Raw genomic sequence first — 21,254 nt, 5'->3', positions numbered from 1 at the left:
CTTAGCCTTGTCCCAACTTGCTGCCGGTGGTCTTGAGCAGCTCGGTCACACCTGCCACCGCACCGGTAATGCCGCTGGCCTCCAAAGGCATCAGCACCAGCTTGCTATTGGGGCCCGTGCCCACATCACGCAAGGCTTCCACATACTTCAGGCCCACAAAGTATTGCAGGGCTTGTACATCACCGCTCTTGATGGCTTCGGACACTTCGCGGGTTGCACGGGCTTCAGCCTCGGCTTCACGCTCACGCGCTTCAGCACGCAAGATAGCGGATTGCTTTTCACCCTCCGCACGCAACACAGCCGCTTGCTTCTCCCCTTCGGCTTGCAGCACTTCGGCTTCTTTCTGGCCGCTGGCCTTGGTCACGGCAGCACGACGATGACGCTCAGCCGTCATCTGCAGGTTCATGGCTTCCTGCAACTCGGGAGCCATATTCAAATCACGGATTTCCACGCGGGTAACTTTCACCCCCCAAGGTGTCGTCGCTGCATCCACCGCTGCCAGCAGGCGATCGTTAATCACTTCGCGATTGGACAGCATGTGATCCAGTTCCATCGAACCCAGGACCGAACGCAAGTTGGTGGTGGTCAGGTTCACAATCGCCATTTCCAGGTGATCAATCTCATAGGCAGCCTGGGCAGCATTGTCGATGCGATAAAACACGACACCGTCAGCCGTCACGGCCACGTTGTCGCGGGAAATCACATTTTGCGAGGGAACATCCAGCACGGATTCCATCATTTTGAGCTTGCGGCCCACGCGGTCCATAAAAGGGACCAGCAAGGACAAGCCCGGCGTCAGGGTGCGGGTGTAGCGGCCAAAGCGCTCGACCGTCCATTGCTGGCCCTGAGGCACAACTTTGACCCCAGCCATCACCACGACCACAGCCAAGAACGCCAACATCACCACAAAAGTAAAGGAGCCACTCATGTCGTCACCATCTCCAAGAACACAACTAAAAAAGCGATTCTAGCCCAGCCTTAATGACAGATCTGCTAAAGCGGATGTTTGACCGCCCTATAGCCTATCCATGCCCCATTTGACCGGGCAGGAGCTAAAGAGAAATGCGGACAAGCTAGACGAAAGGGGCGCAGCCGGAGAAAACCGTTGCGCCTTTAAGGACAGACAGGATCCAAAAGAACGAGCGGCTGACTCAATTCAAAATATCGTACAAACGGAAAATCCACAGCCCTTTATAGACTATCGTCAGCACCACCAAGGCCGCCTGATAGCGCTTGCTGGGCACCACCATGGCGATCAGGCCCATGACAATGAACACGGCTTGCTGCAAGGGGTATTCCATACCCAGCAACAAGAAATACTCTTTTCCTTTAATGGCTGTATCGACCAGGTCCATAAGCTGAATCAGCACAAAAAAGCCGTAAAGCGAGCGCCGCCGGGTCTGGAAATAATCCTCGAAACCGCGGTATTCCTCCATATTGGACGGAAACAGCAAGGACGCCATGATGGCAAACACACAGGTATACAAAATCAGGAAAAAATACAGCTGAAAGGACCAGACCTGCACTTTCACCAGACTGAACTCATACCACCAAAAATGGATAATCGTCAGGAACAGATACAGCACCCACCCCAAGTGAATGGGATAGACACGCTTGGCTTTGGGGTGTTGGATGAATTCAGAGACGCCTACGATCAGTCTGGAAATGCTGATACCCAGCACCATGCCAATGATGATGCGTACGTGGACAAAATGCTCTGGATGGATCAACTCTGGCGGCACGCGCTGTCCTTGCAAAGTGGCTAATCCTGGCACACCTTAACAGAGTCATTGCAGGGCTCCAAGCGCGTAATTTCCCGCTAAGAGCCCTGATATTTGCGTGAATATCTTTCGTCCCTTCGTCAAAATCCATCTACTCTTTAGCCAAAGAGAGCGGTCAAGTCTTAATAACGCGGCGCAGGCGCGTATTGCCCATTGCCTTTGTCAGCAGGAAAAGGATTGGGCGACGGCACGGTAGTTTGAGCCGGAGTCACCGGGCGTACTTCGTAAAGCACCGTACCGATCACACCGATATTGCGTTTGTCACCCGCCAGAGTGTTCGCCGCGTAAGCCCGGTCCTTGCCCGAGAAACGGAAAGCGGCCACTTCATCAGCACTTTTACGAAAGCCCTCGATACGCAAGACGGCCCCGGCCTGCAAGAGATAGCCGTTATAGCTGCGGCTGCCCGGTTTGCCCGACAAGACATCCAGACCATCTACCGTGGTGATGATTTCATAAGGCGTAGCGCTGCGATTGGTATAGACCAGAACGTAACGTTCCCCTGCTTTGCCCGCCAGCTGATAGTTTTTCTGCCCGATGCTGCTGAAAATTGTCAAAGGCGCGTCGCGCCCATCATGCACAGACAATTCCACCTTGCCTTGATCCAGCAAAATACTGCGCTGGGCATCCAGGTTTTGACCCAAAGCCTGGCGAATACTGCGTTCATCGGAATAGGCTAATTGCAGCTCATCACGCAGAGGCTCGACGCGCTGAGCCTGGACCGAATAGGCCCGTGACTCACGCCCTTCTCCCCATTGCGTCCCCAAAGTCGAGGCCGTTTGTGGGGCTGCCGCTGAGACCGCCTCACGCTGTGCCGATTGTTGAGGCACACTGCTGCAAGCTGATAGCAACAAGGCAGCGGCCAGCACGCTCCACCGTCCACGGTGCCGTGCGAATAATGTTGATTGAGACAGACTCATGCGCTTCCCCTTTTTGTCAGTACAAGTGCCATGACAAGCCCCTGTTGAGCGCGAGTATTCCTGATCTCTCTGCGTTTGTGACGTCAGCAAATTTCTAAATTGAAATTGCCTGTATCAGGAGAAATTAGTATGGCAACGAACCAAGCCTCACAAAGAGGCCTACTATAAACGTCATTCCTCCTCACGAGCCGCAAGCATGGATATTCAGAACCTACCCTTTTGCACCGTTAACTGGTCAGACATTACTCCTACAGAACACAAAGGCGAAACAGGCATGGCCCTGTGGCGCACCCAGCAATTTGGCCCCATTCGCGTACGCATGGTGGAATACAGCCCCGGCTATCTGGCCGACCACTGGTGCGTAAAGGGCCATATGTTGCTGTGTCTGGAAGGCCGGCTGGATACTGAACTGGAAGACGGCCGCCGCTTCACCCTGGAACCGGGACAGTCTTACCATGTGGCTGACAATGCCGAGCCGCACCGTTCTTCCACCCAGACGGGCGCCAAACTCTACATCGTGGATTAAAGCCTGTTACGTAAAAACACCCTTTAGATGGTCGGAACTGGCTATCTAAAGGGTAAACAATCCCTCTGTGCTGACGTTCATTTTTGTCATCTACGCCTCATAGTTTGTCCCTCCCGCTTTTTAAACCAGCGATCGCCTCACTCCCCGTAACGGCGGCCCTCACCATGCCGCGTCCTGCATCTGCATAAGATCGCCAGGCAGGCTGCCCAATGCCCCGATCTGCCTCTGCCTCTGCCTCTGCCTCTGCCTCTGCCTCTGCCTCTGCCTCTGCCTCTGCCTCTGCCTCTGCCTCTGCCTCTGCCTCTGCCTCTGCCTCTGCCTCTGCCTCCAACAGGCTAGTTCAGCCTGCAGAAATAATCCTTATTTGATTTGCGCATCGACTTTTCAGCCAAGCATAAATACACTACCAAAACGTTTTGGTTGAGCATAAAATCAAAACCAAATCGTTTTACTCATAAATTCGATAAAAACTTAAAGGACTGCAGCAGGCTCTTTAGCACCTGACAATGCAGCACAGGAGACACTGATGAAAGACACCCCCACTGCGCAAGTGGATGAGCTGTATTCCCCTCAGCGCATGATTGCCTTCGGGCTACAACACGTACTGGTCATGGCCGCCTCCCCTATCGCCGCCGTGTTCTTGATGAGCAAAGCCCTGGGCTTTGATGCTGCCCTGACCACTCAGCTATTGAGCGCCACCTTTCTGGTCTGTGGCATAGGCACCTTGATCCAATCCTTCGGCCCAGCCGGTATAGGCGCCAAACTACCTTTTGTGATGTTGCCCGGTGGCGCACCCATTATTTTGTTCATTCTGATCGCGCAACAAACCGATCTGCCCACCGCCTCCGGGGCGGTGATTCTGTCCGCCCTGCTGTACTTTCTGATCGTCCCCATCTTCAAACGCTTTTTGCGTTACTTCCCTTCGCTGGTCATCGGCATCATGCTCTTGCTGGTTGCCATCAACCTGGCGCAGATATCCGGCAAATTAATTGCCGGCACACCCGGCTCGGCCAATTTCGGTAATACCGACAATTTGCTGCTGGCCCTGATCACCATTGCATCTACGGTGCTGTTTGCCCGTTTGCTCAAAGGCATGTGCCGCCAGTTGGCTATCTTGCTGGGCTTGATTGTGGGTGCCTTGTCCGCTGCCTTGATGGGCGACATCAGCTTGAGCGGCGTGGGCAGTGGCCCACTGCTGGCCCTGCCATCGCCTTTCCCCTTTGGCCCGCCCAACTTTGATCTGATCGCCGCTTTGCCGCTGCTGCTGTTCACCTTGATTTCCATGGTGGAAGCCACTGGCCAGACCATTGCCTTGAATGAGGTCCTGGGCAAGGAAAACGAGGCCGAACAACAGGCACAAGTCCCCAATACGATCCGTGGCGACGGGCTGGCTTCTTTGCTGGGCGGTATTTTCGGGACCTCGCTGATCATTACCAGTGGTGAAAACATCGGCATCATTCGCGCGACCCAAGTGCGCTCCCGCTATGTCACGGCCGTCGGTGGGCTGTTCCTGATTCTGTTTGGCGTGTTCTCGCCGCTATCCGCGCTGATCAGCGTCATTCCTGCCTCTGTCATTGGAGCAACCGGGCTGGTGGTCTTTGCCATCGTCGGCACCATGGGCATAGACATGTTGCGCAAGGTAGACCTGCGCGGCCATGCCGCCATGTATGTGGTTGCCACGGCCCTGGCGGTCGGTTTGCTGCCCATCGTCGTTCCCGGCATTTACGACCAACTTCCCTCCCAAGTGCGATTGCTCTTGTCCAACGGCGTTGCTATGGGTGCGCTGACGGCGGCTGTTTTGAACTACCTGTTCATTCACCTCGGCCAGCGCTCGCCCAAAACCGCCCCCCTTCAACATTCTTGATGAGCTGTGCCATGAATCACGCTTCTTTATTCCAATCCCACGACCTGGCTCAGGCCCGCATTCTGGAACCCGAACACCTCTTGCTGCCCCAAGGACCTGTCAGCGGACACGCTGTCCTGATTGAAGAAGGTCGCTTCAGCGATATTGGCACGGTAGAAGAGATAGCCGCCCGTCACCCTGGACTGCCACGTCTGAGCTTGCCCGGCCATTTGCTGATGCCCGGTTTTGTCGATGCACATCATCACGTCACCCAGTCATATGGAAAGTCGTTGGTATATGGCGAACCTTCGGAAATTTTCCGCCGGGTCTGGGTGCCGCTGGAAAGCACCTTGAATGCACGCCATCTGTATGCCTCCAGCAAGCTTTCTGCACTGGAAGCCTTGCGGGGCGGTTTCACGACGGTTTGCGACGCTGGCACGCGATCGTCCGAGGATCTGGACGCGATTGTGCAAGCCACCACAGACGTAGGTATACGCTGTGTTCTGGGCCTGATCTGCAACGACAAGCACAGCGCGGTACTATTGGACGCCGAGCCTATTGTGGCTCGCGCCCAGGCCCACCTTCAGCAATGGGAGCACCATGCTTTGATCAGCCCTTCACTGGCTATCTCTATTCCCGAAGCCGCCAGTGATGCAATGTTGCATCGTATCTATTCCATGAGCGAAGAAGCGGGCCGTGTGTTCCAGACCCATGCCAACGAGCATTTGGTCGCGGTGGAGCGCTCCTTGAATGCCCATGGTCGTCGCCCGATCGAGCATCTTGCCCATATTGGTGCCCTGGGTTCGGCTTCCTTGCTAGCCCATGCCACCTTGGTTACCCCCAGCGAAATCCGGCTGCTGGCTGATTTGAACGCTGCCGTTTCCTACAACCCGGTTGCCAGCGCCTGGAAAGGCAATGCCGTCGCTCCTGCCGAAGCCATGCGCGTTCAAGGCATACGTTTGGGCATGGGGACGGACGGCACTCGCAGCGATGCCTTTCGCATGATGGATTATGGCGAGGCGGCGCAACGCTTTGCCTTCGGCATGATGGTGGGCGACTCCTCTTGCGGTGCGGGTTGGACCTGGCTGGATATGGCGACCCGAGGGGGGGCCGAAGTCATAGGCCTGGGAGCTCAAACCGGGCAGATTCGGGTGGGCGCCCAAGCCGACTTCCTCGTGGTCGATCTGCAAGTGCCCGAGATGACACCCTCCTGGGATCTGCCTTGGGAACTGGTTCGGATTGCTGCTCGCGATCAGATTCGGGCTGTCGTTGTCCAAGGCAAGCTGCGTCTGTGGGAAGGCCAGCCTGTGGATTGGGATCCCCTGCCCTTGCTGGAAGAGGTCCGTGAGCTGGCTCGCCATGCGGTCGCGCAATCGGATATCCGCAAGCTGCACGCCCCATCCACCGAACACCTGGCGCGTCACGCCGAGCAGGAAAAGGCCTTGGCATGACAGTGGGTTTGCTGATTGCTTTTGCCGCCGTGCTGGCGGGTGCCTTTATTCAGGGTGCCAGCGGGATGGGTTTTGCCCTGATCGTAGTCCCGGTACTGGCTTTGGTTCATCCCGAGGCCATACCAGGAGCGCTCCTGTTTCTGATGCTGCCGCTGAACGCCTATGTTGCCTGGCGTGAACGCGGAGCGATCGACCGCAGCGGCGCGGGCTGGATCACCGTCGGACGTTTTGCGGGGACTTTTGCCGGTTTGGGGATTTTGCTGGTGCTGTCGACTTACTGGTTAAACCAGTTTGTCGGTATCAGTACCTTGCTGGCCGTGCTGGCATCGGTACTGGCTCCAAGCTTCACGCCCGGCAAGAAGGCCTTTATTGCCACAGGTCTGGTCACCGGCATCACTGAAACCGCCACCGGCATTGGTGGCCCGCCTTTGGCTCTGGTGTACCAGCACGCCCCTGTCGCCACCTTGCGCTCGACAGTCGCCTTGTGCTTTCTGGTGGGGGAAGTGATTTCGCTGGCCGTGCTGGGTATCTCCGGCGCGCTACAGTGGTCCCACCTGAGCTACGCCGTGTTGTGCCTGCCCGCATTGCTGCTGGGGATGGGCTTGAGCAGCCTGGTACATCACAAGCTGGATCAACGCCGTTTGCGCATTGGCGTTCTGGTGTTTGCGACCGTCTCCGGTCTGGCCGTCATGCTGACTTAATCGTCCAGCTGTGTAGAGGCACGGGCCCGAAGTTCCGGCTTTGGGCCCAAAGCCGACAGGCGGCTCTTATCACCCGACAGATGCTCGAACAGCAGTTCTACCGCCAGGGTGGCCACTTGTTCCAGATGAAGATCCACAGCTGTCAACGCCGGTTCTGCGGTACGGGCACGTAAGCCATCGTAACGGGTGGCGATCATTACATCCTGCGGGACACGCAAACCGGCCTGCTGCACAGCCGCCAAGGCGCCCACTGCAAAGGCATCCACAGGCACACATAAGGCATCCGTATCAGGATACTGTGTTAAAAGCCGGGCGCAGGCATCAAATCCACCGGCTTCACCCAAGCTTTCCTCTACCTGCATATAGCGCACTGGCATGGCGTGCGCTGCAGCGAAATTCTCGTAGGCTTTTTTATGGCTGGCGTAAGAGTCACGTGCGGCACTGCTTTGCACCAGGGCGATACGTCGCCGTCCTTGCTCCCACAAGTGATTCAATAACAAATGCGCGGTTGCGGTCGATTGCAGATCAATAAAGGGAATGCTGTCTACGCTACCGCCTTGACGCCCAATCGACACCAAGGCCACGCCACGCTCTTGCAACAGGCGCACATTGGGATCATCCGTCATGGGCTCCAACAGAATCGCCCCATCAATATCCAGACCTTCCAGAAAGGCCTGGGCATTTTCCAAAGGCGGCACGAACACCAGAGCCAGGCCACGCCGCATAGCTGCCTCGGCCGCAATGCCCGCCACTTCCATCATGAAGCCCAGACGCGAAACGCCACCCGACACGGCAAAAGGCATGGACGATACCAGGGCAATGCTGTTGGCCGCCCCCGAGCGCAAGCGCTGCGCTCGTACATTGGGCCTATAGCCCATATCAGCCGCGATCTGTTTGACCTTGGCACGCGTTAACGGGTCCACCACCCCCCTATCATTCAAGGCATGTGAAACCGTAGTCAAAGACACCCCTGCCGCCTTGGCGACATCGCGGATGGTGATACGACGAGAGGGGGTAGCAGAGGAACGTGGCAAGGCTGGATCAATCAGAAAAGGGAGAGAGAGAGGAAAATAGCATAGCGCTGGGAGCTTGTTTACGTAGAGTAAAACAGTGAATCAGCCAAGATCAGCCAAATTTAAAAACAAAGAATCTTAGCTAGAGTGTTTGGTCAAGCTCGTTCAGGAGCCATATTACAAGTTAATACCTACTCAAGGGGACACTAACATTTCGACGCCCCCTCCAGCAGACCGTTAATTATCAGTGGAGTCTCGCCATAGGCACTGCCATTGCAAACGACAGTGGCTCCTTCGGGATCGCAAGGATAAGTGACGGCGATACAGGAACAAGCAGCAGGAAGCAGGGAAAAACACAAAGCAAACAAGGCCTTGATGTCATTCATTCTTTTCCTGCTCCGTATTTTTCCAAACCACTCCATGCATTAAAATGCAATAAAACCTAATTTAAGGTAGCCCAGTGAAACTTTCCAATCCTGAGCAATTCAGAATTTGAATCTTATCAATAAACGGCCAGCTCAATCTCAAGATATATCGATCTAAAAATCAGAACAATAAGGCGCCAATGAAAAAGCCGCCCATAGGGCGGCCTGGCTAGTTAACGGTCTCCGTTTTTTTTGAGGTTTTATATTGAATCGTGTTTGCTCGGAAAATCACTGGGCCAGTTCATGGGCGTATCATTCATATCCAAACCTCCTGCTGTTTATTTAATCGAGAAAGCCTAGAACGAATTTTTATCCTAACAAAAAATTTACAAACTTCAAGCACTAAATAGCATATTCAGTGTTTACCCTGTACAAATAGAAACATCAAAAAGGCTCTCGCAAGGAGAGCCTTTTATTTTCCGACTTGTGCCCCAGATCGGGGCTTACATCAGGAGCGTCGAGCCATGGCCAGGATCACGCCAAAACCTATCATCATGCTGCCGCTAATGCGGTTCACCCAACGCAGACCACGCGCATTTTGCATCACGCCGGACAAACGAGTGCCTACATAGGCATACGCCGCAATCGCGATCACTTCCAGCAGCAGGAAAATCACACCCTGTGTCATGAAGCTAACCCAATAGTTGTTCATATCTACAAACTGCGGGAAGAAGGCGGTGAAGATCAGAATGGCTTTAGGATTGCCGATAGCCACAAAGAACTCCTGGCGCACCAGGCCCCAGATATCTTTTTTGCTCACCTCGGTTTGCTCTGCTGATGTTTTGCTACTGGCACGCAGCACCTTGATACCCAGCCAGATCAGATACGCCGCTCCCGCAAGCTTGACCACGGTAAAGGCCGTCTCCGAAACCATCAACAAGGTTCCCATTCCCAAGGCCGCCACCACAATCATGATGGCAAAGGCGACCAGACGCCCCATGGCCGCTACCATGGCAGTCGACACCCCTTGCTTGGCCCCTACCGTCATGGACAGCAGATTATTAGGTCCGAAGGCCATATTCAGGGCAAAACAGGCGGGCAGAAACAGCAAAAGACTACTAGCGGTCATGATTCCGGCAGGCTCCATAGATAATGCCAGCCATTCAATTTGAAAGGCTGGCATTCGTCGATTGAAAACAGTGTGTATGAACTTTACTCCAGTCAGCTTTAAAATTCAGCCCTCTCAACTGGCCACGGCATTCAGCGCCACTTTGGGCGATGAACGCAAGGACACCATAAACACCAGGAAAGCCAGCATTGCCACGACACCCGGCACGGCAAAGGCCATGAAGTTCATCTGCAAGGGCAACTTGGCCGCCATTAGCGTGCCGCCCAGAAAAGGCCCGGCAATCGCACCGATCCGCCCCACGCCTGAAGCCCAACCTAGTCCCGAGGAACGCATGGACAAGGGATAGAACTGCGCCGTATTGGCGTACAGCAGGATCTGCGTGCCAATGGTGGTGGCACCGGCAATCACGATCAACACATACAGCACCAGAGTCGGGCTCTTGAAACCTAGCAAGGTAATGGACACCGCCGACACCAGAAAGAACCAGGCCACCACTTTAGGCAAGCTGAAACGATCCCCCAGCCAACCACCCAGAATCGCACCAAACATGCCACCCAGGTTCAAGGCCACCAGGAAGGACAAGCTGGAACCCAGGCTATAGCCCGCGTTGGCCATCAATTTTGGCAACCAGGAACCCAGTGCATAGACCATCAAGAGGCAGCAGAAAAACGCCACCCAAATCATCAAGGTGCCAAGCAAGCGCCCTTCCTTGACCAGATCCAGCATGGGCACACCCGTCTTTTTCTGCTCATGCAAGGTCAAGACGGTATCTTGGGACACACCCATTTCAGGGGCCAAGGTGTGCACAATGCGGCGTGCTTTTTCCTCTTGCCCCTGGCGCATCAGAAACGCCAGTGACTCCGGCAGTTTCCAGACAATAAAAGGCAGCAGCAACAACGGAATGGCTGCACAGAAAAACATGGACTGCCAGCCAAAACGAGGCAGCATGTAGATGCCAATCGCTGCCGACAACAAGCCACCCAATGAATAGCCGCTGAACATGATGGCGACCAAGGTGCTACGCGAGCGCTTGGGCGAATACTCGTTCATCAAAGCCACAGCGTTGGGCATCAAGCCGCCACAGCCCAAGCCGGCCAGAAAGCGGTAGACACCAAACTCGGTCGGTGAGCTCGCAAAGCCATTCAGGAAGGTCGCCAGACTGAACAAGGCAAAGCAGATCGTCACGCCCTTTTTACGGCCAATCTTGTCTGCCAGCGGCCCAAATACAAACGCGCCAAACATCATGCCAAACAAGGCGTAGCTACCCAAGGCCCCCGCTTGCACCGGCGTCAAATTCCACTCGTCCATCAGCACCGGCAAAACCACACCGTAAATAAACAAGTCATAGCCATCGAATATCAACAACAAGGCGCACAGGCTCATCACCATCCAGTGAAAGCGCCCGAAGCGCGCCTGCTCAATCACTTCATTAACGTCTAGTGTTTTCATGATTTGTCTCCCCCAAATGGAGTTTTTTGTCTTGATGCCCTTCGCTCTACCAGCCGCGCGCATCGTTTGATCAGCCCTGGTCGCCGCCTCCTACTGGCAAAACAGTGCCGGTGATATACGACGCCTCATCCGAGGCCAAAAACAAAATGCTGGCGGCCTGTTCATCCAGGCTCCCGTAACGCTTCATCAAACTGCTGGCCACGGTCTGATCCACAATCTGCTGATACCAGATCGCTTCTTGGGGATCGTCCTGGTTCTGGGTATTGCGGGGAATACGCCGTGGCGGAGCCTCGGTCCCGCCAGGCGAGACAGCATTAACCCGAATGCCGCGCTGGGCATTCTCAAAAGCCAATGAGGCGGTCAAGGCATTGACGCCCCCTTTAGCCGCTGCATACGGCACGCGGTTAATGCTGCGAGTGGCAATCGAGGACACGTTCACAATGGCACCACTACCCTGCTCCTGCATGCTGGGTAAAACGGCATGACAGGACCACAGGGTTGGAAACAGGGAACGGCGTATCTCGGCCTCGATCTGTGCCGGTGTGTAGTGCTCGTAAGGGCGCGTCCAGATCGTTCCCCCGACGTTATTGATCAAAATATCAATACGTCCCCATTTATCCAGCGCCGCCTGGGCCGCAGCCTGAGCACCTTCAACGGTTTCCAGATCCACTTCCAGTGTCAGGACCGCCTCGCTGGCCAGTTCCCGCACCAGCTCGGATCGGTCTACGGCCAGTACCCAGGCTCCTTCAGCCTGCAAGCGCTCGGCAACACGACGGCCAATGCCTTGGGCCGCGCCCGTCACAATGGCCACTTTTTGATGAAAACGCACAGGCGCAATCATGATCTTTCCTTGTAGGAGTCATCCAACACAGGGCGCCCCGCAAAGGGGCGCTGTCTGAATACATTTATTGGCTGGTGATGAATTTTTCGTAATAGAAATTCGCGGGAGCATGGGCTTGCGCATCAATGAACTGGCTGACGGCATCCACCATGGGTGGCGGCCCGCACAGGTACACATCCACCTGCCCTTCATGCCAGTGCGCCGGATCCAGATGCTGGGTCACGTAGCCTTTGCGCTCGTGGCTGGATTGCGGGTCCACCACGCAGGTGGTGTAGCTAAAGCCGGGCAAACGCTGGGTAAAGGACTCCAACTCTGCCAGCATCACCAGATCCTGATCACGGGTGACGCCATAGACCAGATGCACAGGCTGCGTACAGCCTTGCTTGACCAGGACTTCCAGCATGGACAAGAACGGAGCCAGACCCGTGCCGCCGGCCAGGAACAATAAGGGGCGCCTCACCTGCCGCAGATAAAAACTGCCCAAAGGCCCTGTCATTTCCACCTGCTGACCGAGCGGCTGCGCCGCCAGCCAGGAGCTCATCAGACCGCCCGGAACCTGCTTGATCAAGAAGCTCAAGCGCGACTCGCCCGGTGCAGAGCTGAAGGAATAGGAACGATGCGCCTGCCCGCCGGGCACCGTAATGTTCACGTACTGCCCAGGCAGAAAAGGCAAAGCTTCATCGGCCGCATCAATCTTCAGCTCGTACGCCGCATCCTCATACTGACGGCATTCCGACACTTGCCCCTGCCACTTGGCCACGGCCGTCTTGCACACACCCGATGAAATCGGCACGGCAATCACGCAGTCCGACTTGGGAATCATCTGGCAGGTCAAAACCAAACCCTTGTCCGCCTCCTCTTGCGTCAGGGCGTCCTCGATATAATCGTCGCCCTGCTCATACTGACCACTTTCGGCCTGACATTTACAGGTGCCGCACACCCCGTCCGAGCAATCCATGGGCAGATTGATCTGATGGCGATACGCGGCATCTAGCACTTTCTCGTGTTCACCACAATCCACGAAACGGGTGACACCGTCCTCAAAATTCAGCGCAATACGATAGCTGTTCACGGCTAGCCCCCGACTTTAAATGTGATACACATCAATCACTTGACGGATGTAGTCGTTCTTGAGCACTACCTTTTTTTGCTCGATCAACCAGCCCTGCTCCTGAGGCGACAAGGTCAGGTAAATCGTGCCGAAGAACTGATCCGTCACCCGGTAGCGATGGTTAAGCGTCAAAAAGTTGTAGCGGACGTCCACCTGCCCATCGCGCTCGGCCAGAATCTCGATATTGCTGAGCATGTGAGCGGTACGTGGCTCGGGTGTGGAGGCACCGGAGCGCTCAGTCTTGATGCGGAACACCCGATCCTCCAGACCGTTACGGTTGGGATAGAAGATCAAGGAAATCTCACTATGCGGATCTTCGGTCAACTGATCATCATCATCCCAGCAAGGCATCCAGTACTGGGCGTTGGGGCTATAGCATTCCAGCCATTCATCCCACTGACGGTCATCCAGCAAGCGGGCTTCGCGATACAGGAAAGCGCAAATAGAGTGATACGTTGCGTTCATGGCTTAGGCCTCCCCGTTTTCTACTTTTAACGCCTGGCTCATGGTCTTGGCCCAGTACTCGTGCTGGCAGACAAACAAGCCTTCATCTTCACTACGCCCGCCACTGATCAAGGGCTTCATGCCCATGGCTTTGGCATTCTCGTCCGGCCCGTGCACCCACAAAGGCGCACCTCGGCTCAAATCATTCCAGGGCGCCGCAATACCCGCATAGCCTTCCTGACAGGCGCGGAACTCCTCCAGATCGTCTGCCGTTCCCATGCCGGACACATTGAAAAAGTCTTCGTATTGACGGATACGGATGGCACGCTGCTCAGCGCTTTCCCCTTTGGGACCAAAGCAGTAGATCGTGACTTCAGTCTTGTCCACACTGATAGGACGCGTTACCCGAATCTGGGTAGAGAACTGATCCATCAGATACACATTCGGGTACAGGCACAGATTGCGAGTCTGATTCACGATGAACTCGGCACGGTCCTCGCCCAAACGCCGCTTCAGCTCCTCGCGATGCTCGTAGACCGGACGCACAGTTGGATTCATGGTCTTGGTCCACAGCAGGATATGCCCGTAATCAAAGCCATACACGCCGCCCAGGCTCTTGCTCCAGCCGTTCGCATCCACCGCTTGCGTACCGCCCTCTTTGCGGCGACCCATGGTGGCGGAGTAATTCCAGTGCACGCTGCTAACGTGGTAGCCGTCCGCCCCGTTCTCCATCTGCAGCTTCCAGTTGCCATCGTAGATATAGGAAGAATTGCCGCGCAGCACTTCCAGGCCTTCAGGGGCTTGATCCACGATCTGATCGATGATGACTTTGGTTTCACCCAGATACTCGTCCAGGGACACCACATCCGGATTCAGGCTGCCAAACAGGAAGCCGCGATAATTCTCAAAGCGCGCGACACGCTTCAAGTCGTGCGAGCCTTCGGTATTGAACTGCTCGGGATACTGGGTGTTTTTCTCGTCCTTGACCTTGAGCAACTTGCCCGCGTTATTGAAGGTCCAGCCATGGAAAGGACAGGTAAAGCTGCCCTTATTGCCATGCTTGCGGCGGCACAACATGGCGCCGCGGTGAGCACAGGCATTGATAAAGGCATTCAAGCCACCGTCTTTACCACGCGTCAAAAACACGGGTTGACGACCAATATAGGTAGTGAAGTAATCATTCACATTGGGCAGTTGGCTTTCATGCGCCAGGTAGACCCAATTGCCTTCAAAAATATGCTTCATCTCCAGCTCGAACAGATCCGGATTCGTGAAGATGTCACGACGGCAGCGATACACGCCTGTTTCTTGGTTTTCTTCCAGGGCGGTATCAAGCAAGTGCCTGATATCGTTGGTCTTATCCATAAGGACTGACATAATGTGGCCTTTATGAGAGTTGCAGCCGTCCCTGCCCATGCCCATGAAGGCATAGCAAGTACGCGTGATAGAAAAGAAAAATCGCTCCGGATTGAGACCGGACTGACTCGTGGCAGCGTATTGCTGGCTTAGCCTTGAGCCTGAATCAAACCCGATAGGGACACCGTCGGGCCGATATTGCCCAGCCCACTTTCGCAAGGAAATTCGGGGCTGTTCTGCATGACGTTCATTACAGTCTTTGCTCCAGCAGGCTTCCAATACAATATCGGTCCCGCTCCATAGCAAAATGCTATAGTTTATTTTTTTTCCAATAAAATCAGAATCTTGCAGGGTATGAAAAACAAAACCTATCGTTAACCCTAGAGCTTGTCAGGTATATGCTTGAAGCTTGGATGGTCGAGATAGGTGATATATTGGTCCGGATTTTCTGGACCTGGACCACGGGCAAAGCATATGGACTTGAAACAAATCCGCTACTTTGTTGCGGTCGCCAAAGCGCGCAATTTCACTCGCGCTGCCGAGCAGTTGCACATTGCCCAACCTGCACTCAGCAGACAGATTCAGTTGCTGGAACAAGAGCTCAATGTTTTGCTGCTGTCACGGGAGAGCCGCCCCCTGCAGCTAACCGAAGCGGGCCGCATTTTTTACGAGCAATCTCTGCAATTGCTCAATCGTGTGGAGGTCATGAAAGCGGCGACCACCGAAGTCGGTCTGCACCAGCGCCCGCAGTTGTCGATCGGCTTTGTAGCTTCCACCTTGTACGGTGGCCTGCCCATCCTGATCCAGAAGTTCCGCCACGCCTACCCGGATATCCGCTTTCACTTTCTGGAACTCACCAGCAGCCAGCAGATCGCCGCCTTGCGCGCCGGACGCATTGATATTGCCTTTGGACGTGTGCGTATTCATGACAGCGCGGTGTGCCGTACTGTCTTGCGTGAAGAGCGCCTGGTGCTGGCGATTCCGCCGAAAATTGACTTGGCCAAGAATCGGGGGCCGGTGTCCTTGCAGGTCATCGCCGATCACGCCTTTATTGTGTATCCCAAGTCCCCACGCCCCAGCTTTGCCGATCATGTGCTGAATATCCTGCATGACAACGCCATCTTCCCCACCGAAGTGCATGAAGTACTGGAGTTGCAGACGGCCATGGGACTGGTCGCGGGCGGCGTGGGCTTGTGCCTGATTCCTTCAGCCGCACAAATACGCAGTGATCTGGTCTACCGGCTGATTGACGACGAGAAAGTGACTTCGCCCATTATTTTCAGCCACAGGAAAAACGACAACTCCTGGTACATCGCCCAGATGCATGCCTTTATTGAGGAAATGTATGCGGAGAAACCGCCCTGGCTGATTCCGGGACACAGCGCCTTGAGTAACGGGCCGCCACCCTGTTGATGGCTGCAAGCCTATGAGCAACTGGCCTGCTCAGGCTTGCAGCGAAACCTTCTGCCTCACCTGCTTGCGCTGATACGGTCAGACGGCAAAGCTGCCACCGTCTAATACAACACGGCCCTGCAAAGCGTCGTTAACGCTTCTTGCAAGGCCAGATAGATGCGGCGTTCACGACCACCAGCCGCAGACCTTTTCACTGAAAAAAGGTCTGCTCGGCAGTCAGTTAAAACCGCTTAGATGCGCTTGAACAACGCCGAACGCACCTTGCCAGTAGCACCATCTGCGGCTGTCAGGAACTGTTCCATGTGAATATCGCGCTCGAAGAGGCGACTTTGCATCAAAGTGGAAATGGCCGCTTCAATCATAGGGGGCGGGCCACACAAGTAGGCCTTGTTACCCGAGCAACGCTGCTCAAAGAACTGCCCCACGGCTTCATGCACAAAGCCCACAAAGCCTTCCCAGGCATCATCCGGCAAAGGCGCATTCAAGGCCGGAATGTAGTGGAAATTGTCGTGCTTTTCGGCCAGTTGATAGAAATGATCCGCATGATACAGCTCGGCTTTATTGCGCGCACCCTGGAACAGATAAATAGGACGGGTATCGCCCTCTTCCAGCAAGTCCATAATCATGGATTCGGGGCTGGACAGGCCCGAGCCACCCGCGATGAAAATGGCGCCTTGCGGGTCGGACTTGCGCACAAAGAACTGACCATAAGGGCCAGACACATCCAGAGACTGCCCCACTTGCAGTTCATCATGAAGCCAGGTCGTGCCGGCGCCCCCTTCTACCTTACGTACATGCAAATCAATAATGCCGCTCATGGACGGCGGATTCGCAATGGAGAAAGCACGGGTGCTGTCGATGGACGGCACATGCAGGTTGATGTACTGCCCGGCCTGAAACGCCATCGGACGATCCAGCTCCAGACGGATGTGCTTGATCGTGGGCGACAAGTCTTCAATCAGGACGACCTTGCCCTGATAATCCTCGACAGGCAGGCCCTGGAAATCCGGGTCCACATCCACGTCGGCCTCGATGACCATATCGGATTCGGGCAGACAGCAGCAAGCCAGCAGCTTGCCTTCGTCCCGCTCCGAATCCATCAAGGCAAAGCTGGACGCATCGCCTGCGTCTGCATAGCCTTCCAGCACCTGCACCTTGCAGGTGCCACACGTGCCATGTCCACAGGCAAAAGGCAACCAAACCCCTTGTCGCAACGCAGCGTCCAACAAGGTTTGTCCATCTTCCACCTCTACCACATCACCTGTGGGTTCTACGGTTACCTGATACGTCATTGCTGCCTCCGCCTCTTATACGCCCGTACCCTTGTAGCCATTCAGGCCCGGGGTCTTGAAACGCAACAAGGATTTGTGATCAAAGCCCTTGGAACCCAGGGTGTCGTCAGGATTCAGTTCAACCGCCTCGCCATTCAAATTCCATTGCACCTTGCTCCATTCGATCTGCTCAAAGTCAGGATGCTGGGCAAAGCCGGCAGGCAACAGTTGCTGGATCATCTGGGACACGGTCATGTCGGGCTGAACCAGAAAGGCCTTGGCCGAGCAGAACAAAAGGTGCTCGTCCCAGCCGATATACAGCAACATGCTGTCGCCATAGTGCGATTGCTGGTCGCGCGCATAGCCTTGGTAGTCCGGGGTAATTGCAGTAACTGCCATATTGATCTCCAATTTTTATAGGTAGTGGCAGTGCCCACCGAGGCACTGCCCTTTTTCTAGCGTGACTAGGCCGTCACTCCTTTCCATTCGTTCCAGCGCGCTTCGTCCACCGAACCCTTGAAGTCCATATTGTCGACACCTACGTTCAACTGGTAGTAGTCGCTCAGGATTTTCTCCAGCTCGGGACCACCGCAGCCACCTTGCAGGATCTGGTTCACTGGCAGCCAGGCCTGGATGTACTTTTCGGGCTCGTGCTCGAAAATGTCGCGGCAGCCGTCCGAGCAGGTGTGATAGCGCTCGCCCTTGTACTGGCTTTGACGGTAGGTAATTTCGTCGGGTTTTTCCATGTCGGTAAAGGTCATGGGTACCTGACATACCTGACACAGCTGCGGCAGACCGCTGGAGTAAAAGCGCTTGCCTTCGGCTTCCATCTTCTTGGCCATTTCCCAGCGTGGGCGGTAGTACTTGTCGAAAGTATCGGGATACTTGGCGCTCAACCAATCCAATTCCTCGTCGCTAGGGATCCAGGTGTGGAAACCGGCAGCGTGACCGAAGTTGTAGAAGATCCACCAGGCCTGGTGCGAGATGTGCTCTTTCTCTTTTTCGATCACTTCGCTGTACTTGGGCATGCGGATGCCGTAGCGGGCCAGATCCTTGAACAGTGCACCACCAGCCTGTTCGAAATAGACCTCCCAGGCTTCTTTCCAGGACATAACCTTGTTGGGCAGCATGTAGTCCATCATCATGCCGACCACGGACAGCAGGCGGGTACCGCGCCAGAACCATTTGTCGATCCACTGCTGAACGATAGGCACGTTGTCTTCGTGCTGCTCCAGCAGGAACTTGATCACTTCCAGGCCCAGCGTCATGTGGCGTGCTTCGTCAGACTGCGAGCTGAAGCCGAAAGTCACCGTGGCCATGTCGCCGTTGTAGGCTGCACCCGACATAAAGGGCACGAACAGCAGGTTGGTCAGCACGTACTCGAAGGAGAAGCTGATCGCCAGCAGGAACTCGAAGGGGCCGGCAGCGCGGGCATCTTCAAAGAAAGACTTGGGCACCGACAGGTACCACACGCGATCGTGCATATGGCTCCAGTCCTGGAAGCCATTGAAAAACTTGTTGTAATGGCTCATGGCGTGAACCTGCGTCTGGACGTGACGCAGCTCGTCAATCGACTGCATCTGACACGCAATACGTGCGCCGATGCCGCTGAATTGACGTCCCACATGGGAGTAGCCCTGGTAAGCCTGGTATTCCAGCGGGGTCACCGCGGTCAGAAACACCTTGATCGCGTTCAAGTAACGCGGGTCGGAAATATTCATCTGGCCATTGTTCTGCGCGAAGGCATCAAAAATGGCGTACAGCTTCTTTTCTTTTTCGGCCTGGTATTTCCAGTACGCGTCCATTGTCAGACGGAACGGATCTTCCCATTTGGACCAATCGGTAATCTTGATGCCCTCAAACTCCTCGTAGGGGAAGGCGTCCTTACGATCCTGGTAGCTGAATTCCCAGTCCAGATCACGAGTCAGATAGCGATATTTGTCTTTGATATTTAGTTTTTTCGTGGCCATGTTGCCCCCTTTTCTGATTTAGCTGTTCCAGTGCAAAAACAAGCGGTCTTCATCTTCATCCACGTTGCCACCCAAGGTGATCAGATTCAGATGCAGCTCCTGCATGTCCCACTGCTGCCCATACTTTTCTTCCACGGTCTCGCGCTTGACGGTCAGCTGGCCCACGCACTCAATGCGAATCATGGCTGGCTGATAAATCACCGTGGCGTCCGGGTTGTCTTCTTCGATGGCCTCGACGATGTAGCGCGACATGTCGTTGTCTTGCAGACCGATATAAACCTTGGATGTCATCAGGCTTCTCCACCCAGGCTCAAGCCTGCTTTCGTGACGCGTTTGGCAATGGTTTCCTGCGCTTGCTCCCAGACCTGATCCGCCTGGTCGGCAAAGGCAGCCTGGATGTACGGCATGAAGGCGGCTTGCACTTGTGGCAGCCACTGATTCAGCCAGCTTTGCAGTTGCTGCTTGTTTTCCTCACTTTCAGCCGCCGCGATTTTGAAGACGCTATCGCTCCAGTTGGACAGGTCTTTATGGCACTCCAGCATGAACTCCAGCAGCATATCCAGATCGCGGCCGCCTTCCTTGGCCAGATCCGCGACCAGACCCTGATACACCACTTGATGCACCACGGTATTGATCAACAAGGACTGCACCAACAGCAGTTCAAACCAGTCTTTCTGGACCAGCGTTTTTTCGCACAAGGCGCGCAGACCTTGCCAGGCCGCATCCTGCATCCAGGCCTCTTTGGCTTGGCTCAGGGAATCGGCGCTATTGCCATCAATCAGCAGCCCAATACGGGAGACGTATTGCGCCATACCCAGCGAGTCCATCCCGGCATAGAGACAGGCTTGGGTAATGGTGGTGCCATACCCGTAAGCCGAGCCGGACATGAAATTCAGGTTGGCGGTTTGCTCGATGTGACGCAAAGGCAGCAGCAAGCGGGTGACCTTGGCTTTGACGTCCTCGCTCAGATACTGAGCCAGTTCCCGCTTTTCAAAAAAGCCGTAATTGGTTTCAGCCGATTCCTGCATGCGGGCACGGTTTTGCACGTAAGCACCGTAGTAGAACTGACGAGGGTCACGGAACACATACCAGTCCTTCATTTGAATGGCGGTGTGTGTGGGGTCGTTCAGGGTCTTGTCCGGCATCCACAGGGGTCGGTAATGGAAGTTGGCCGTCGCCTGGGCGTCGTATGTGGCTTCCTGGTAGCGCGTGGCCGGTTTTTCGCCAAAGCGGCGGGCCACGTTGGCAAAGGTTTGCCGCACGGGCTGCAAACTGGCCGTTTTAATTTCTAATGTCATCCTCTTGTTCTCCTGAATAAAACCTACTGGGCTTCAGCCTGACGACTGTTGCCGACCAAAGTGTCATAACCAAAACGCCATTTCTCTTCGTTCTCGTCATTGACCCGCATTTGCTCATCGCTCATGGGCTGGACATTGTTTTGCAGACAAAACTGCTCAAACGCCGCCGGGGGCATGACCAGTTCCACAAACAGGTCCGGCTGGCCGATGGCAAAATCAAATTCCACAAAACGGGCGTTGGCCGGACTGCGTACGCGTACGTACTTTGTCAAAGTGGGCAAGCTCGTGTCTGACATCTGTTCTCCTCCTGATCAAGCTGTTGCATGAGTGTCCACAGCCTGTTCATAGCAAACCGCGTGCCAACTTTAAATCTGA

At 55.1% G+C, this 21,254-nt stretch carries 21 protein-coding genes; 5 read left to right on the top strand and 16 right to left on the bottom strand.

Annotation, left to right across the window (positions count from 1 at the left end):
- Position 1: 1 nt before the first annotated feature.
- From M2Q46_RS02945 to M2Q46_RS02935, 3 genes are all read right to left on the bottom strand, one after another.
- Positions 2–928 carry an SPFH domain-containing protein gene (locus M2Q46_RS02945; RefSeq protein ID WP_009454414.1) on the bottom strand — a complete coding sequence of 309 codons (927 nt, stop codon included), beginning with the start codon at positions 926–928 and terminating at the stop codon, positions 2–4.
- A 223-nt stretch (positions 929–1,151) separates the two neighbouring features.
- Positions 1,152–1,757 carry a hypothetical protein gene (locus M2Q46_RS02940; RefSeq protein WP_060185797.1) on the bottom strand — a complete coding sequence of 202 codons (606 nt, stop codon included), beginning with the start codon at positions 1,755–1,757 and terminating at the stop codon, positions 1,152–1,154.
- 146 nt (positions 1,758–1,903) lie between these two features.
- Positions 1,904–2,698 carry a hypothetical protein gene (locus tag M2Q46_RS02935; RefSeq protein WP_060185798.1) on the bottom strand — a complete coding sequence of 265 codons (795 nt, stop codon included), beginning with the start codon at positions 2,696–2,698 and terminating at the stop codon, positions 1,904–1,906.
- A 196-nt stretch (positions 2,699–2,894) separates the two neighbouring features.
- On the opposite strand from M2Q46_RS02935, the gene M2Q46_RS02930 reads away from it, so the two are divergent.
- From M2Q46_RS02930 to M2Q46_RS02915, 4 genes are all read left to right on the top strand, one after another.
- On the top strand, positions 2,895–3,224 hold the full coding sequence (locus M2Q46_RS02930) for a DHCW motif cupin fold protein (protein ID WP_026482692.1): 330 nt from the start codon (positions 2,895–2,897) through the stop codon (positions 3,222–3,224).
- A 526-nt stretch (positions 3,225–3,750) separates the two neighbouring features.
- Positions 3,751–5,088: a uracil-xanthine permease family protein gene (locus tag M2Q46_RS02925; RefSeq protein WP_060185800.1), complete on the top strand. Its 1,338-nt coding sequence runs from the start codon at positions 3,751–3,753 to the stop codon at positions 5,086–5,088.
- Positions 5,089–5,099: 11 nt separating this feature from the next.
- On the top strand, positions 5,100–6,518 hold the full coding sequence (locus M2Q46_RS02920; protein ID WP_035268685.1) for an amidohydrolase family protein: 1,419 nt from the start codon (positions 5,100–5,102) through the stop codon (positions 6,516–6,518).
- Positions 6,515–7,219, top strand: a complete 705-nt coding sequence (locus M2Q46_RS02915) for a sulfite exporter TauE/SafE family protein (RefSeq protein ID WP_035267713.1) — start codon at positions 6,515–6,517, stop codon at positions 7,217–7,219. The genes M2Q46_RS02920 and M2Q46_RS02915 overlap by 4 nt, the downstream gene beginning before the upstream one ends.
- Here the strand turns inward: M2Q46_RS02915 and M2Q46_RS02910 are convergent.
- The 7 genes from M2Q46_RS02910 to M2Q46_RS02880 all read right to left on the bottom strand — a co-directional run bounded on the left by M2Q46_RS02910 (position 7,216) and on the right by M2Q46_RS02880 (position 14,948).
- On the bottom strand, positions 7,216–8,253 hold the full coding sequence (locus tag M2Q46_RS02910) for a LacI family DNA-binding transcriptional regulator (RefSeq protein ID WP_203144723.1): 1,038 nt from the start codon (positions 8,251–8,253) through the stop codon (positions 7,216–7,218). The two genes, M2Q46_RS02915 and M2Q46_RS02910, sit on opposite strands and share 4 nt — an antisense overlap.
- An 852-nt stretch (positions 8,254–9,105) precedes the next feature.
- Entirely contained in the window at positions 9,106–9,726 is a 621-nt protein-coding gene (locus M2Q46_RS02905) for a LysE family translocator (protein ID WP_031232112.1), read from the bottom strand.
- Positions 9,727–9,840: 114 nt separating this feature from the next.
- Positions 9,841–11,175, bottom strand: a complete 1,335-nt coding sequence (locus M2Q46_RS02900; RefSeq protein ID WP_239055616.1) for an MFS transporter — start codon at positions 11,173–11,175, stop codon at positions 9,841–9,843.
- Between the two features lie 70 nt (positions 11,176–11,245).
- Positions 11,246–12,016 carry a 1,6-dihydroxycyclohexa-2,4-diene-1-carboxylate dehydrogenase gene (locus M2Q46_RS02895; RefSeq protein WP_239055615.1) on the bottom strand — a complete coding sequence of 257 codons (771 nt, stop codon included), beginning with the start codon at positions 12,014–12,016 and terminating at the stop codon, positions 11,246–11,248.
- A 64-nt stretch (positions 12,017–12,080) separates the two neighbouring features.
- Complete coding sequence (benC, locus tag M2Q46_RS02890; protein WP_060185803.1) at positions 12,081–13,088, bottom strand: benzoate 1,2-dioxygenase electron transfer component BenC; 1,008 nt, start codon at positions 13,086–13,088, stop codon at positions 12,081–12,083.
- Between the two features lie 15 nt (positions 13,089–13,103).
- Positions 13,104–13,592 (bottom strand): benzoate 1,2-dioxygenase small subunit, encoded by a 489-nt coding sequence (benB, locus tag M2Q46_RS02885; protein WP_009454444.1) that lies wholly within the window; start codon positions 13,590–13,592, stop codon positions 13,104–13,106.
- A gap of 3 nt (positions 13,593–13,595) precedes the next feature.
- Positions 13,596–14,948: a Rieske 2Fe-2S domain-containing protein gene (locus M2Q46_RS02880; protein ID WP_302356735.1), complete on the bottom strand. Its 1,353-nt coding sequence runs from the start codon at positions 14,946–14,948 to the stop codon at positions 13,596–13,598.
- A gap of 453 nt (positions 14,949–15,401) precedes the next feature.
- Between M2Q46_RS02880 and M2Q46_RS02875 the strand changes: the two genes are divergently transcribed.
- Positions 15,402–16,340, top strand: coding sequence for a LysR family transcriptional regulator (locus M2Q46_RS02875; RefSeq protein ID WP_060185805.1), 939 nt, complete (start codon positions 15,402–15,404; stop codon positions 16,338–16,340).
- A 230-nt stretch (positions 16,341–16,570) separates the two neighbouring features.
- On the opposite strand, the gene M2Q46_RS02870 is transcribed toward M2Q46_RS02875, so the two are convergent.
- The 6 genes from M2Q46_RS02870 to M2Q46_RS02845 all read right to left on the bottom strand — a co-directional run bounded on the left by M2Q46_RS02870 (position 16,571) and on the right by M2Q46_RS02845 (position 21,175).
- Complete coding sequence (locus M2Q46_RS02870) at positions 16,571–17,632, bottom strand: NADH:ubiquinone reductase (Na(+)-transporting) subunit F (protein ID WP_035267734.1); 1,062 nt, start codon at positions 17,630–17,632, stop codon at positions 16,571–16,573.
- Positions 17,633–17,647: 15 nt separating this feature from the next.
- Positions 17,648–18,010, bottom strand: coding sequence for a phenol hydroxylase subunit P4 (locus tag M2Q46_RS02865; RefSeq protein ID WP_035267737.1), 363 nt, complete (start codon positions 18,008–18,010; stop codon positions 17,648–17,650).
- A gap of 65 nt (positions 18,011–18,075) precedes the next feature.
- Entirely contained in the window at positions 18,076–19,581 is a 1,506-nt protein-coding gene (locus tag M2Q46_RS02860) for an aromatic/alkene/methane monooxygenase hydroxylase/oxygenase subunit alpha (RefSeq protein ID WP_021446663.1), read from the bottom strand.
- A gap of 18 nt (positions 19,582–19,599) precedes the next feature.
- Positions 19,600–19,872 (bottom strand): MmoB/DmpM family protein, encoded by a 273-nt coding sequence (locus M2Q46_RS02855; RefSeq protein WP_003800437.1) that lies wholly within the window; start codon positions 19,870–19,872, stop codon positions 19,600–19,602.
- Positions 19,872–20,879, bottom strand: coding sequence for an aromatic/alkene monooxygenase hydroxylase subunit beta (locus tag M2Q46_RS02850; RefSeq protein WP_009454450.1), 1,008 nt, complete (start codon positions 20,877–20,879; stop codon positions 19,872–19,874). Before M2Q46_RS02850 ends, M2Q46_RS02855 begins: the two co-directional genes overlap by 1 nt.
- A 23-nt stretch (positions 20,880–20,902) precedes the next feature.
- Positions 20,903–21,175 (bottom strand): phenol hydroxylase subunit, encoded by a 273-nt coding sequence (locus M2Q46_RS02845; RefSeq protein WP_009454452.1) that lies wholly within the window; start codon positions 21,173–21,175, stop codon positions 20,903–20,905.
- Positions 21,176–21,254: the final 79 nt, after the last annotated feature.

This window comes from Alcaligenes sp. YSL9, from assembly GCF_030515105.1.
In the GTDB taxonomy this organism is placed as follows: Bacteria; Pseudomonadota; Gammaproteobacteria; order Burkholderiales; family Burkholderiaceae_B; genus Alcaligenes; species Alcaligenes phenolicus.
This window is presented reverse-complemented; position numbering and strand designations above follow the sequence as displayed.

Coding starts and splice junctions, on each gene's coding strand:
- M2Q46_RS02860 (WP_021446663.1), bottom strand. CDS start 19,581: ATGGCCACGAAAAAACTAAATATCAAAGACAAATATCGCTATCTGACT.
- M2Q46_RS02900 (WP_239055616.1), bottom strand. CDS start 11,175: ATGAAAACACTAGACGTTAATGAAGTGATTGAGCAGGCGCGCTTCGGG.
- M2Q46_RS02870 (WP_035267734.1), bottom strand. CDS start 17,632: ATGACGTATCAGGTAACCGTAGAACCCACAGGTGATGTGGTAGAGGTG.
- M2Q46_RS02875 (WP_060185805.1), top strand. CDS start 15,402: ATGGACTTGAAACAAATCCGCTACTTTGTTGCGGTCGCCAAAGCGCGC.
- M2Q46_RS02905 (WP_031232112.1), bottom strand. CDS start 9,726: ATGACCGCTAGTAGTCTTTTGCTGTTTCTGCCCGCCTGTTTTGCCCTG.
- M2Q46_RS02920 (WP_035268685.1), top strand. CDS start 5,100: ATGAATCACGCTTCTTTATTCCAATCCCACGACCTGGCTCAGGCCCGC.
- M2Q46_RS02850 (WP_009454450.1), bottom strand. CDS start 20,879: ATGACATTAGAAATTAAAACGGCCAGTTTGCAGCCCGTGCGGCAAACC.
- M2Q46_RS02845 (WP_009454452.1), bottom strand. CDS start 21,175: ATGTCAGACACGAGCTTGCCCACTTTGACAAAGTACGTACGCGTACGC.
- M2Q46_RS02865 (WP_035267737.1), bottom strand. CDS start 18,010: ATGGCAGTTACTGCAATTACCCCGGACTACCAAGGCTATGCGCGCGAC.
- M2Q46_RS02880 (WP_302356735.1), bottom strand. CDS start 14,948: ATGTCAGTCCTTATGGATAAGACCAACGATATCAGGCACTTGCTTGAT.
- M2Q46_RS02945 (WP_009454414.1), bottom strand. CDS start 928: ATGAGTGGCTCCTTTACTTTTGTGGTGATGTTGGCGTTCTTGGCTGTG.
- M2Q46_RS02855 (WP_003800437.1), bottom strand. CDS start 19,872: ATGACATCCAAGGTTTATATCGGTCTGCAAGACAACGACATGTCGCGC.
- M2Q46_RS02895 (WP_239055615.1), bottom strand. CDS start 12,016: ATGATTGCGCCTGTGCGTTTTCATCAAAAAGTGGCCATTGTGACGGGC.
- M2Q46_RS02915 (WP_035267713.1), top strand. CDS start 6,515: ATGACAGTGGGTTTGCTGATTGCTTTTGCCGCCGTGCTGGCGGGTGCC.
- benB (WP_009454444.1), bottom strand. CDS start 13,592: ATGAACGCAACGTATCACTCTATTTGCGCTTTCCTGTATCGCGAAGCC.
- M2Q46_RS02930 (WP_026482692.1), top strand. CDS start 2,895: ATGGATATTCAGAACCTACCCTTTTGCACCGTTAACTGGTCAGACATT.
- M2Q46_RS02925 (WP_060185800.1), top strand. CDS start 3,751: ATGAAAGACACCCCCACTGCGCAAGTGGATGAGCTGTATTCCCCTCAG.
- M2Q46_RS02935 (WP_060185798.1), bottom strand. CDS start 2,698: ATGAGTCTGTCTCAATCAACATTATTCGCACGGCACCGTGGACGGTGG.